Annotated in this window: 9 protein-coding genes and 4 pseudogenes; 7 read left to right on the forward strand and 6 right to left on the reverse strand. The window is 70.8% G+C overall.

Translation table 11 applies throughout. The annotated features are described in order from the left end of the window. Positions 1-2: 2 nt before the first annotated feature. The 3 genes and pseudogenes from atpD to ACEXOX_RS32400 all read left to right on the forward strand — a co-directional run bounded on the left by atpD (position 3) and on the right by ACEXOX_RS32400 (position 2,533). The gene (gene atpD, locus ACEXOX_RS32390; RefSeq protein WP_406524539.1) at positions 3-1,445 is read left to right on the forward strand and encodes a F0F1 ATP synthase subunit beta; all 1,443 of its coding nucleotides are present in this window, start codon (positions 3-5) and stop codon (positions 1,443-1,445) included. 107 nt (positions 1,446-1,552) lie between these two features. Next, positions 1,553-1,936, forward strand: coding sequence for a F0F1 ATP synthase subunit epsilon (locus ACEXOX_RS32395; protein WP_406524540.1), 384 nt, complete (start codon positions 1,553-1,555; stop codon positions 1,934-1,936). Between the two features lie 148 nt (positions 1,937-2,084). Then, positions 2,085-2,533: pseudogene (locus ACEXOX_RS32400) on the forward strand (DUF2550 domain-containing protein). A gap of 87 nt (positions 2,534-2,620) precedes the next feature. Here ACEXOX_RS32400 and ACEXOX_RS32405 read toward each other — a convergent pair. The 3 genes and pseudogenes from ACEXOX_RS32405 to ACEXOX_RS32415 all read right to left on the reverse strand — a co-directional run bounded on the left by ACEXOX_RS32405 (position 2,621) and on the right by ACEXOX_RS32415 (position 6,852). Continuing rightward, positions 2,621-4,753, reverse strand: a complete 2,133-nt coding sequence (locus tag ACEXOX_RS32405; protein WP_406524541.1) for a glycosyl hydrolase family 18 protein — start codon at positions 4,751-4,753, stop codon at positions 2,621-2,623. 178 nt (positions 4,754-4,931) lie between these two features. Next, complete coding sequence (locus ACEXOX_RS32410) at positions 4,932-5,627, reverse strand: response regulator transcription factor (RefSeq protein ID WP_030022183.1); 696 nt, start codon at positions 5,625-5,627, stop codon at positions 4,932-4,934. Then, positions 5,624-6,852, reverse strand: a pseudogene (locus tag ACEXOX_RS32415) (sensor histidine kinase). The gene ACEXOX_RS32410 and the pseudogene ACEXOX_RS32415 overlap by 4 nt, the downstream one beginning before the upstream one ends. A 164-nt stretch (positions 6,853-7,016) precedes the next feature. On the opposite strand from ACEXOX_RS32415, the gene ACEXOX_RS32420 reads away from it, so the two are divergent. After that, entirely contained in the window at positions 7,017-7,697 is a 681-nt protein-coding gene (locus ACEXOX_RS32420) for a hypothetical protein (RefSeq protein ID WP_406524542.1), read from the forward strand. Here ACEXOX_RS32420 and ACEXOX_RS32425 read toward each other — a convergent pair. From ACEXOX_RS32425 to ACEXOX_RS32435, 3 genes and pseudogenes are all read right to left on the reverse strand, one after another. Then, entirely contained in the window at positions 7,630-8,202 is a 573-nt protein-coding gene (locus ACEXOX_RS32425) for a cob(I)yrinic acid a,c-diamide adenosyltransferase (protein ID WP_406524543.1), read from the reverse strand. The two genes, ACEXOX_RS32420 and ACEXOX_RS32425, sit on opposite strands and share 68 nt — an antisense overlap. 41 nt (positions 8,203-8,243) lie before the next feature. Then, positions 8,244-8,999, reverse strand: coding sequence for an ABC transporter permease (locus tag ACEXOX_RS32430; RefSeq protein WP_406524544.1), 756 nt, complete (start codon positions 8,997-8,999; stop codon positions 8,244-8,246). 26 nt (positions 9,000-9,025) lie between these two features. Then, positions 9,026-9,807 (reverse strand): annotated as a pseudogene (locus ACEXOX_RS32435) (ABC transporter ATP-binding protein). Positions 9,808-9,888: 81 nt separating this feature from the next. Between ACEXOX_RS32435 and ACEXOX_RS32440 the strand changes: the two are divergent. From ACEXOX_RS32440 to ACEXOX_RS32450, 3 genes and pseudogenes are all read left to right on the forward strand, one after another. After that, positions 9,889-10,529, forward strand: a pseudogene (locus ACEXOX_RS32440) (TetR/AcrR family transcriptional regulator). A 126-nt stretch (positions 10,530-10,655) separates the two neighbouring features. Then, a complete protein-coding gene (locus ACEXOX_RS32445; RefSeq protein ID WP_406524545.1) occupies positions 10,656-11,504 on the forward strand; it encodes a 3-hydroxyacyl-CoA dehydrogenase family protein in 849 nt (282 codons plus the stop codon). A 265-nt stretch (positions 11,505-11,769) separates the two neighbouring features. Further along, positions 11,770-12,093 carry an STAS domain-containing protein gene (locus ACEXOX_RS32450; RefSeq protein WP_030022174.1) on the forward strand — a complete coding sequence of 108 codons (324 nt, stop codon included), beginning with the start codon at positions 11,770-11,772 and terminating at the stop codon, positions 12,091-12,093. Positions 12,094-12,280 lie beyond the last annotated feature (187 nt).

Here is a 12,280-nt window from a genome sequence, read left to right on the forward strand (position 1 = left end):
CTATGACCACCACTGTTGAGACGGCCACGGCGACGGGCCGCGTCGCGCGGGTCATCGGCCCGGTCGTCGACGTGGAGTTCCCCGTCGACGCGATGCCGGAGATCTACAACGCGCTGCACGTCGAGGTCGCCGACCCGGCCGAAGAGGGCAAGCTCAAGACGCTGACCCTCGAGGTCGCCCAGCACCTGGGTGACGGCGTGGTCCGCGCGATCTCGATGCAGCCCACCGACGGTCTGGTCCGCCAGGCCGCGGTGACCGACACCGGCGCCGGGATCACCGTCCCGGTCGGTGACGTCACCAAGGGCAAGGTGTTCAACACCCTCGGCGAGATCCTGAACGTGGACCCGTCCACGGTCGAGGTCACCGAGCGCTGGCCGATCCACCGCAAGGCCCCCAGCTTCGACCAGCTGGAGTCCAAGACCGAGATGTTCGAGACCGGCGTCAAGGTCATCGACCTGCTGACCCCGTACGTCAAGGGCGGCAAGATCGGTCTGTTCGGCGGCGCGGGCGTCGGCAAGACCGTCCTCATCCAGGAAATGATCTACCGCGTGGCCAACAACCACGACGGTGTGTCGGTGTTCGCCGGTGTCGGCGAGCGCACCCGTGAGGGCAACGACCTGATCGAGGAGATGACGGACTCCGGCGTCATCGACAAGACCGCGCTGGTCTTCGGCCAGATGGACGAGCCCCCGGGCACCCGTCTGCGGGTCGCGCTGGCCGGTCTGACGATGGCGGAGTACTTCCGTGACGTCCAGAAGCAGGACGTCCTCTTCTTCATCGACAACATCTTCCGGTACACCCAGGCGGGTTCCGAGGTGTCCACCCTGCTCGGCCGTATGCCGTCCGCGGTGGGTTACCAGCCGAACCTGGCGGACGAGATGGGCCTCCTCCAGGAGCGCATCACCTCGACCCGTGGTCACTCGATCACCTCGATGCAGGCGATCTACGTCCCCGCGGACGACCTGACCGACCCGGCGCCGGCCACCACCTTCGCCCACCTGGACGCCACGACCGTGCTGTCGCGTCCGATCTCGGAGAAGGGCATCTACCCGGCGGTGGACCCGCTGGACTCGACGTCCCGCATCCTGGACCCGCGGTACATCTCGCAGGACCACTACAGCTGTGCCTCGCGGGTCAAGACGATCCTGCAGAAGTACAAGGACCTGCAGGACATCATCGCGATCCTCGGTATCGACGAGCTGGGCGAGGAGGACAAGCTCACCGTCCACCGTGCCCGCCGTATCGAGCGCTTCCTGTCGCAGAACACCCACGTGGCGAAGCAGTTCACCGGTGTCGACGGCTCGGACGTGTCGCTGGACGAGTCCATCGCGGCGTTCAACGCGATCGCCGACGGTGAGTACGACCACTTCCCCGAGCAGGCGTTCTTCATGTGCGGTGGCCTCGAGGACCTGAAGGCGAACGCCAAGGAGCTGGGCGTCTCCTGAGGCCCGGCCGCGTTCCGGGGCGGCCCTGGCCGCCCCCGGTCCGAACGACCACTAGTATTTGACCCAACATCTGCCGTACCCGGCAGGTGGAGACCCGAGGAGCCATCGTGGCTGAGCTGCACGTCGAGTTGGTCGCCGCCGACCGTCAGGTCTGGTCGGGCGAGGCCGGCCTGGTCGTCGCGCGCACCTCGTCGGGCGACATCGGCGTCATGCCGGGGCACCAGCCGCTGCTCGGCGTGCTGGAGTCCGGTCCGGTGACGATTCGTACGACCGGCGAGGGCGGGGACGGCACCGTCGTCGCCGCCGTGCACGGCGGCTTCATCTCGTTCGCCGACAACAAGCTGTCTCTGCTCGCGGAGATCGCCGAGCTGTCCGACGAGATCGATGTCCAGCGCGCGGAGCGGGCCTTGGAGCGGGCGAAGTCGGAGGCCGACGCGGCCGCCGAGCGCCGCGCCGATGTCCGGCTGCGCGCGGTGGCGGGCGTGCACTGAAGCCCTCCACCGACGAGTTCGTCCCTCAGCCGCGGGCTGCGCTGGAATCCTCCAGGGCGGTCCGCGGCTGAGGCAATGCAGGTGCGTTTTCCCCTCGCGCCCGAACCGGCGCGCGGGTACCCCCATCGAGGCGAGGAGGTCGGTTCGGATGGTCCTCGCTCTGCTCGTGAGCGGCGCGGTCGTCGTACTGGTGCTGCTGGGGCTCTTCGTCTTCGGTCTACGGCGACGGCTCATCCAGCGCTCCGGCGGCACCTTCGACTGCAGCCTGCGCTGGAACGTGCCCGACGAGGAGACCGAGCCCAGCGGCAAGGGCTGGATCTACGGGGTCGCCCGCTACAACGGTGACCGGGTGGAGTGGTTCCGCGTCTTCTCCTACGCGCCCCGCCCCCGCCGCCAACTGGAACGCTTCGCCATCGAGGTGCTGGAGCGCCGCACCCCCAGGGCGAGGAGGAGCTGGCCCTGCTCTCCGACTCCGTCGTGCTCGCCTGCCGCCACCGCGGTACGAGGCTGGAGCTGGCGATGAGCGAGGACGCCCTGACGGGCTTCCTGGCGTGGCTGGAGGCGGCGCCTCCCGGCCAGAGGGTGAATGTGGCGTAGACCCGCAAGGCGCGGCTGAACGGCCGGAAGGCCGGGAAGGCGGGGGCGACGCCGCCTCCCCGGCCGGTCCGGGGGTGGTGAGCCGGGTTACTTCAGGCCGCTGTCGATGGCGGTCATCAGTTCGCCGTCGGCCGTGTCACCGCTGAACTCCCAGAAGAACGCGCCGCCCAGTCCCTGCTGCTTGGCGTAGTTCATCTTGCCGACGATGGTCGCCGGGGTGTCGTAGCTCCACCAGTTGCCGCCGCAGCGGGCGTAGGCGGTGCCGGCGACGGTGCCGGTGGACGGGCAGCTCGCCTTGAGGACCTTGTAGTCCTCGATGCCGGCCTCGTACTTGCCGGGGGCCGGGCCGGTGGCGGTGCCGCCGGGGGCGTCCTGGGTGACGCCGGTCCAGCCGCGTCCGTAGAAGCCGATGCCGATCAGCAGCTTCTTCGCGGGGACGCCCTTGGCCTTGAGCTTCTGCAGGGCGGCGTCGGTGGTGAAGCCCTGCTTCGGGAGGCCGGGGTAGGACGTCAGGGGCGAGTGGGGGGCCGTCGGGCCGGTCTTGTCCCAGGCGCCGAAGAAGTCGTACGTCATGACGTTGTACCAGTCGGCGTACTGCGCGCCGCCGCCGTAGTCGGCCGCGTCGATCTTGCCGCCGTCCGAGCCGTCCGCGGTGATCGCGGCGGTGACCAGCTGCTTGCCGAACTTGGCGCGCATCGCCTTCATCATGTCGCTGAAGGCCGCGGGGCCGCTGGTGTCGCAGGTCAGGCCGCAGGCGTTGGGGTACTCCCAGTCCAGGTCGATGCCGTCGAAGAGGCCGGCCCAGCGCGGGTCGTTGACCAGCTGGTAGCAGGAGTCGGCGAAGGCGGCCGGGTTCTTGACCGCGTCGGTGAAGCCGCCGGACCAGGTCCAGCCGCCGAAGGACCACAGGAGCTTGATGTTCGGGTACTTCGCCTTGAGCTTCTTGAGCTGGTTGAAGTTGCCGCGCAGCGGCTGGTCCCAGGTGTCGGCGGCGCCGTCCACGCTCTGGTCGGCGGTGTACGCCTTGTCGGTGGCCGCGTAGGCGTCACCGATGGTGCACTTGCCGCCCTGGACGTTGCCGAACGCGTAGTTGATGTGCGTCAGCTTGCTCGCGGAGCCCGAGGTGACCAGGTTCTTCACGTGGTAGTTGCGGTCGTAGACGCCCCACTCGGTGAAGTAGCCCAGCTTGACCGCGTCGACGGGCTGGCCGCCGCCTCCGGTGGTGCGGACGGTGGTGGCGGCGCTGGCCGGACCGGTCTGGTCGGCGGTGTCGCGGGCCACGACGGTGTAGGTGTACGCGGTGCCCTTGGTCAGGCCGCTGTCGGTGTAGGCGAGCTTCTCGACGGTGGCGACCTTGGTGCCGTCGCGCAGGATGTCGTAGTTCTTGACGCCCTTGTCGTCGGTGGCGGCGGTCCAGGTCAGCCGTACGGAGGTGTCGGTGATGTCGCCCGCCACCGGCTTGCCGGGCGCGGAGGGCGGGGTGTCACCGGGCTGTCCGCCGCCGGTGGTGCGGACGGCGGTGGGCTCGCTCGCGGGGCCGGTCTGGTCGGCGGTGTCGCGGGCGACGACGGTGTAGGTGTACGCGGTGTCCTTGGTCAGGCCGCTGTCGGTGTAGGCGAGCTTCTCGACGGTGGCGACCTTGGTGCCGTCGCGCAGGATGTCGTAGTTCTTGACGCCCTTGTCGTCGGTGGCGGCGGTCCAGGTCAGGCGTACGGAGGTGTCGGTGATGTCCCCGGCGACGGGCTTGCCGGGCGCGGAGGGCGGGGTGTCACCGGGCTGGGCCCCGTCGCAGGAACCGCCGTTGAGCTTGCAGCCGCTGACGTCGCCGCCGCCGGAGCCGGAGCCGATGAAGCCGAAGCTGACCGAGGCGCCGGGGGTGATGGTGCCGTTCCAGTTGACGTTCTTGGCGGTGTAGTGGCCGTTCGAGCCGCTGACCTGGGCGTCCCAGGCGGAGCCGACGGTGGTGCCGGACGGGAAGTCCCACTCGACGGTCCAGCCGTTGATGGTGGTGTCGCCGGTGTTCTTCACCGTCCACTGCCCCTGGAAGCCGGTGCCCCAGTCGGAGACCTTGGTGTACGTGGCGGTCGCCGACTCGGCGGCGTGCGCGGGGGTGGCGCCGGCCAGACCGATGAGCGCTGCCACGGGCAGGAGGAGTGCGGTGAGGAACGCGAGGGTTCTTCGTCGGGCGTGGGTGGTGCGTGTCAGGGTTCCGGGTGTCACGGATGCTCCCAGGTAAGGGGGTGGAGGTGGGGGAGAACCTGCGCCGCCCGGTGAGCGCTGTGGGGCGCGCTCACCGCGAAGATGTGAAGGGAGCGTAAAAGGTCCAGACCTGCGGTCAAGAGGTCTGGACCAAAGTGGGTGGCAGCCTCCGCCGCGCCCGCCCGGCGCGGCGGCTCCCCTACCCTTCCCGGCCGTCGCCGACACCCAACTCCTGCGCCAATACCGCCGCTTGCACCCGGCTGCGCAGCTCCAGCTTCCCCAGCAGACGGCTGACGTGCGTTTTCACCGTGGCCTCCGCCATCGCCAGGCGCTCCGCGATGTCGGCGTTGGACAGGCCCCGGCCCAGGCAGCCCAGCACCTCGCGTTCACGGCGGGTCAGCGCGTCCAGGACGGCCGGGTCCGGCGCCGAGGCACCGGCGGGCCGCCGTACCGTACGGGGATTGGCGAACTCCGCGATCAGCCGCCGGGTCACGGCCGGGGCGATCATCCCCTCCCCGGCGGCCACCGTGCGCACCGCGTCCAGCAGCGCCGCCGCCTCGCTGTCCTTGAGCAGGAAGCCGGCGGCCCCCGCCCGCAGCGCCCCGAAGACGTACTCGTCCAGGTCGAAGGTGGTCAGCACCAGGACGTCGGCCAGCTGCTCGTCGACGATGGCCCGGGTGGCCGAGACGCCGTCCAGCTTGGGCATCTGTATGTCCATCAGCACCAGGTCGGGCCGCAGTTCGCGGGCCAGCCGCACCGCCTCCTCGCCGTCCGCGGCCTCCCCGGCCACGTCGATGTCGGGGGCGGAGCGCAGGATCAGCGCCAGCCCGGCCCGTACGGCGGACTGGTCCTCGGCGATCAGCACCCGGACCGGGCGGCCGGTGGCAGCGGTCATCGTCGTTCTTCCTCCTCGCGGGCGGGAAGGGTGGCCCGTACCCGCCATACCTTGCCGTCGGCGTGCTCGCCGCCGTCCTCGGGACCGGCCTCGAACCGGCCGCCGAGCAGTTCGATCCGCTCCCGCATGCCGATCAGCCCGGCACCGGAGCCCGGCGCCCGGGGGCCGGGCCGGTCACCGAAGGGGCTGGTGACGCAGACGGTGAGCGAGGCGTCGGAACCGTGGGCGATACGGACCACGACGTCGCCGGGCGCGGCGTGCTTGAGGGCGTTGGTCAGGGATTCCTGCACGATGCGGTACGCGGCCAGCTCCACCGGGGCGGGGAGCCGCGCGCCGCCGCCGTCGGCCCGGGCGTCCTCCAGACTGAACGTCAGGCCGCTGCTCGCCCCGTTGGAGCGGGCCTGGGCCAGCAGCGCGTCGAGCCCGTCCAGAGTGGGGTGGCCTCCGCCGTGCCGCCGGGGTCCTTCGCGTCCCGCAGCAGGCCGATCAGCCGCCGCATCTCGGCGAGGCCCTGGACGCTGTTCTCGCGGATGACGCCGAGCGCCTCGCGGCTGGCGCCCGGGTCGTCGATGGACTGCGCGGCCGTGGCGTGGATGGCGATGGCGGACAGGTGGTTGGCGACCATGTCGTGCAGCTCGCGGGCCATCCGGGCGCGTTCGGCGATGATGGCCTGCGTACGGTCCATCTCGGCCAGCAGCGCGGTCTGTTCGGCCTCCAGCCGGGCGGCCCGGGCGGCGTTGCGGTGTTCGCGGATGATCACGCCGGTCCAGGCGGGACTGATGGTGATCAAGCCGACGCCGAGACCGAGCAGCAGGGCCTGCGGGTCGTGCAGGACCGCCACCGGGACGATGGTGGCGACGACGGTGAGCAGGACGCTTATGACCGGCACGCGCCGGGCGGTGCCCGGGGGCCCGTACAGCACCGCGGCGTAGACGATGTCGGTGAACATCACGATCGTGACGAGCAGCCCGCCGCAGCACACGTCCGCGAGGAGCGCGACGGTCGCCAGGCCCAGCGCGGTCCGCGGGGCGGTCCGGCGCAGCAGTTCGGTGCCGGACAGGACGGCCAGCGGCACCAGGCCGAGCCAGGAGGGCACGCCCAGCAGCGGCGGGCTGCTGTGCAGTCGCAGTCCCCACAGCAGCAGACCGCCGAGCAGGCCGCCGACGGCGATGCACACGTCGTCGCGGTGCGGGCGCGCCAGGGCGGCGAAGGGTCTCGCGGTCACCCCTCCATCAAACACGGCGGCGCGGCCCGTCGCCTCCACGCCCCGGCCGAACCCGTGGCGCGGCGCGCTACATCGAAAGATGCAGCGCCGGATCATCGCGGGTGACGAGGTGACGGCCGGATTCCGGGGTGAGCCTGGAAGGGACAGGAGAGAAGGGGAGTCCCGTGATCGTCACACTGATCATCGTCTGCGAGGTCGGCTTCTGGGTGCTGCTGGCCGGCGGACTGGCCCTGCGCTACCTGGCGAAAATGCCGCGTACCGGCGCCGCCGTCCTGCTGCTGGAACCGCTGCTGGAACTCGTCCTGCTGGTCGTCACCGCCATCGACCTCAAGAACGGTGCCGAGGCCGACTGGAAGCACGGGCTCGCCGCCGTCTACATCGGTTTCTCGGCCGCGCTGGGGCACCGCACGATCAAGTGGGTGGACGTCCGCTTCGCCCACCGTTTCGCGGGCGGCCCGCCGCCCGTGTCGGCGCCGAAGTACGGCAGGGAGCGCGCGGTCTTCGAGTGGTGGTCGGCGGGTCGCTGGATTCTCGCCGCGCTCATCGCGATCGGCCTGTTGCAGCTCGCGGCCTGGTACGTGGGTGACCCCGCCCAGACCGTCTCGCTGCGTGACTGGCAGGCCAAGATGCTCTTCGTCATCGGCATCAACCTGGTCATCGCGGTGAGCTACACGCTGTGGCCGAAGAAGGCGCCGGAGGGGTTCTGCCCCCGGGTGGCGCGGACGGCCACGAGCGTGCCCGCGAGGACGCCTACCGGTAGCCGTCCCGGCGGTGCGCCTACCGCTCGCCGCCCGGCACCCACAGGACGTCGCCCTGTTCCTTGTTGGCCGTGCGCGCCAGGATGAACAGGAGGTCGGAGAGGCGGTTGAGGTAGGTGGCGGTGAGGTGGTTCATGGTGTCGCCGTGCGTCTCCAGCGCCGCCCACGTGGAGCGCTCGGCGCGGCGGACCACCGTGCACGCCTGGTGCAGCAGCGCGGCGCCCGCCGTACCGCCGGGCAGGATGAAGCTGCGCAGCTTCTCCAGGCTCTCCAGGTAGTGGTCGCAGTCCGCCTCCAGCTTGTCGATGTAGGACTGCTCGACGCGCAGCGGCGGGAACTCGGGGTTCTCCACCACCGGTGTCGACAGGTCGGCGCCCACGTCGAAGAGGTCGTTCTGCACCCGGACGAGCACCGTGACGACGTCCTCCGGCAGCGAGCCGAGGGCGACGGCCACACCGATCGCCGCGTTGGCCTCGTTGGCGTCCGCGTAGGCCGCGATCCGCGTGTCGGTCTTGGCGGTACGGCTCATGTCGCCCAGGGCGGTGGTGCCCTTGTCGCCGGTACGGGTGTAGATGCGCGTCAGATTGACCATACGGGCGAGCCTACGCCGCGCCTCGGCCGCGTGGTCGGGACCTACGCCGCGGCCGTGCGGAACGCACGGGCGCAGACCGCCGCGGCCGCCACGGCGAGTCCGGCGGCGACCAGCGCTCCGTACAGCACGGGCGTACCGGTGTAGTCGCCCACGTAGACCGCGCGGACGCCGTCCACGAGAGGGCGCAGCGGCATGAACCGCGAGAGCACGTCGAGCCACCCGGGTGCCAGGGCCATCGGCAGCATCAGGCCGGACAGCAGCATCGCGGGCATGGTGGCGGCGTTGACGACCGGCCCGAACTCCTGCGGTGTGGCGACCTTCATGGCCAGCGCGTACGACAGGGTGGAGAGGGCGACGGCCGTCACGGCGACGAACGCGAAGCCGATGAGGATGCCGCCGAGCGGCGCCCGCAGCCCCATCACCAGCGCCGCCAGCACCAGCAGCACCGCCTGGAACGTGAGCAGCGCGGCGTCCCGCAGCACCCGTCCCAGCAGCAGCGCTAGCCGGCTGACGGGCGTCACCCGCATCCGCTCCACCACGCCGTACTGCTTTTCGAGGATGATCGCGAAGCCGCAGAACGAGGCGCCGAAGAGGGCGAGTTGCAGCAGCAGGCCGGGCACCAGGACCTGCCAGGAGCTGCCCTCGGAGGCCAGCGGCAGCTTGGTCAGCAGCGGGCCGAAGAAGAACAGGTAGAGCAGCGGCATCAGTACGCCGAAGAGCATCTGCACCTTGGAGCGCAGGGTCTGCCGGGCGTAACGCCCGAAGATCAGGGCGGTGTCGGACAGCACGGAGGGCATACGGGACTCCCGGTGAGGTGGGGCGGTCAGACGGCTACGGGGGCGGTGTCCGCCGGGGTGGGGCCGCGCCCGGTGATCGCGAGGAAGACGGTCTGGAGGGACGCGTCGGGCGAGCCGGCGTACTCGGCCTTGAGCGCGTGCGGGGTGCCCTCGGCGGCCACCACGCCCTGGTCCACGACCACCAGGCGGTCCGCGAGCGCGTCCGCCTCGTCGAGGTAATGGGTGGTCAGGACGACGGTGGTGCCGAAATCCGTACGCAGCCGCCGGATCAGCTCCCACAGGTCGGCCCGGCTGCCGGGGTCGAGCCCGGTCGTCGGCTCGTCCAGGAAGAGCACCGCGGGCCGGTGCAGCAGGCCCATCGCGATGTCCAGCCGCCGCCGCTGCCCGCCGGACAGCGCCGCGCAGGTGCGGTCCAGCAGTCCGTCGAGGCCGAGATCGTGTGCCAGTTCCTCGGCGCGGGCCGCGGCGCGCGCCTTCGGCAGGCGGTACAGGCGCCCCTGGGTCACCAGTTCCTCCCGTACGGAGATGTGGGGGTCGACGCCGCCGGACTGGGCGACGTACCCGGTGCCGCGCCGGACGCCGGCCGGGTCGCGGACGAGGTCGCAGCCGGCCACGGTCGCGCGGCCGCCGGTGGGGGCGAGAAGCGTGGTGAGCATTCGCAGGGTGGTGGTCTTTCCTGCGCCGTTGGGGCCGAGCAGGCCGAGGATCTCGCCGCGTTCGGCGGTGAGGTCGATGCCGCGTACCGCTTCGACGGTGCCGCGGGGGTGGTGAAGGTCCGGGCCAGCCCGGACGCGGTGATGACTGCCATGCCGGACAGCAAAACAGAGGGACTTAAATCTTGCAGCGCCCCCAAAATTTAAAAGCCACCAAGAAGGCGTACGATGCGGGCATGGCTGAGGGACTCAGGGAGCGCAAGAAGCGGCAGACGTGCCAGCACATCTCGGACATGGCCACCGGCCTGTTCCTGGAACGCGGCTTCGACGCGGTGACCATCGCGGAGATCGCCGAGGCCTGCGAGGTCTCGGTCAACACCGTCTACAACTACTTCCCGGCCAAGGAAGACCTCTTCATGGACCGCAGCGCCGGGCTGGTGGACCGCCTCGCGCGCCACGTACGCGGCCGGGACGCGGGGAGTCGGCCGCCGCCGCCGTGCTGCGCGAACTCCGCGAGCAGGTGGAGGCGGTCTCACCCGCCGTCGGACTGGTCGCGGGCTACGACCGCTTCCTGCGGGTCATCGAGGGTGCCGCCACCCTCAAGGCCCGTCTCTGGCACCTCCAGCAGGAACAGCTCACGCGCCTGGAGGAGACCCTCCGTCAGGAGGCCGGCGCCGCGGCGGACGACTGGTTGCCGCTCCTGGTGGCGGGTCAGCTCAACTGGGTGCACGCCACGCTCACGGCGCACATCGCCCGCGCCATGATGGCCGGAAGAGCACCCGACGAGGTGTCACGCGAAGCGCTCGTCCTGCTCGACGACCTGGAGGACGCGCTCAGCGGAAAGGTCCTCAACTATGCCGTGCGCGGCGGCCGGTGAGCCCACGCCGTGTGATGTCCGTCATCTGAGACGTGACGCGCATCTCTAACCCTCCTATCGATCGCCGCCGGGCGCTAACGTCACTGCCGAGAGCCGTCAGGTGTACAGCGTGTTAGGGGACAGCAAGTGGCAAAGAAGCTCGCCGTCATCGGAGCCGGACTCATGGGGTCCGGTATCGCGCAGGTCTCGGCCCAGGCGGGCTGGGAGGTCGTCCTCCGCGATGTGACGGAAGGCGCGCTGGCCCGCGGAAAGGGCGGCATCGAGGCCTCGTACGAGAAGTTCGTGAGCAAGGGCAAGCTGGCCGCGGCCGACGCCGAGCAGGCGCTGGCCCGGATCACCACCACGACCGACCTGGAGGCGGCGGCCGACGCGGACATCGTCGTCGAGGCGGTCTTCGAGCGGATCGACGTCAAGCGCGAGATCTTTGCGAACCTGGACAAGCTGGTCAAGGACGAGGCGGTGCTCGCCTCCAACACCTCGGCCATCCCGATCACCAAGATCGCCGCGGCCACCGGGCGCCCCGAGCGGGTGGTGGGCACGCACTTCTTCTCGCCGGTGCCGATGATGCAGCTGTGCGAACTGGTGCGCGGCTACAAGACCAGCGACGAAACCCTCGCCACCGCCCGCGCGTTCGCCGAGTCCGTCGGCAAGACCTGCATCGTCGTCAACCGTGACGTGGCCGGCTTCGTGACCACCCGCCTCATCTCGGCGCTGGTCGTGGAGGCGGCGAAGCTGTACGAGTCCGGGGTGGCCAGCGCCGAGGACATCGACACCGCCTGCAAGCTGGGCTTCGGGCACGCCATGGGGCCGCTGGCCACCGCCGACCTGACCGGCGTGGACATCCTGCTGCACGCCACCGACAACATCTACACCGAGTCGCAGGACGAGAAGTTCGCGCCGCCGGAGGTCATGCGGCGGATGGTCGATGCCGGCGATATCGGCCGCAAGAGCGGGCAAGGCTTCTACGAGCACTGATTCCGCGTCGGACGGGCCCGGACCCCGCACCGCGCTGTCGCGGCGTCAGGCGCCGCTCCCGGCACGGCCGGAAGCGCGGCGGCCGGGGCTCCGGCCGCCGGCGGCACGCCCTCGCGGTGGCCGGCGCGCCAGGCGCACGGGTCCGGTGCCGTCACCCTCCGGGGTGAATTCGGTATCGGTTCGCTTACAGGCGGCAACTTCGCCGCACGAGAGGCAGTCAGTTCTGTAGACGTAACGATCGAGCACTCATCACCCGGGAGCGCATATGCACATCAGGGGCGACCACGCCGAGCTGGTCGTCGGGGGCCGCCTCGACGTCCGCAGCGCGGCGGACGCCCGAACCGTCCTGCACGCCGCCGTCGACTCGGGCCAGGGCGATCTCGTACTGGACCTGACCGGACTCGACTCGTGGGACGCCACCGGACTCGGTGTGATCATGGGCGCGCACCGCCGCGCCGGGCGGGCCAACCGCCGGCTCGTGCTGCGCGGCGTACCCCCGCAGATGCAGCGGCTGCTGGTCGCCACCCGCCTGCACCGCATCCTCGCCATCGAGGGCGGCATCGCGGCCGAGACCCTGCCGCGGGTCTGACGGCGCCGACGGCAAGATCAAAAAGCCGCATACCCGAAGGATTCTCACAACACTGTGACGTTCCGGGCAGGAACGGACCCCGGCGCTTCGTAGATACTGGGCGAAGGTCTAAGGTTCGGTTTTCCGCCGTCCGGTTCGCCGCACGGCGGGCACCGGACCAGAAGCGGCGGCCGGGGAGCACCCCGGC

It is taken from the genome of Streptomyces sp. Ac-502, assembly GCF_045222935.1.
Classification (GTDB): domain Bacteria; phylum Actinomycetota; class Actinomycetes; order Streptomycetales; family Streptomycetaceae; genus Streptomyces; species Streptomyces monomycini.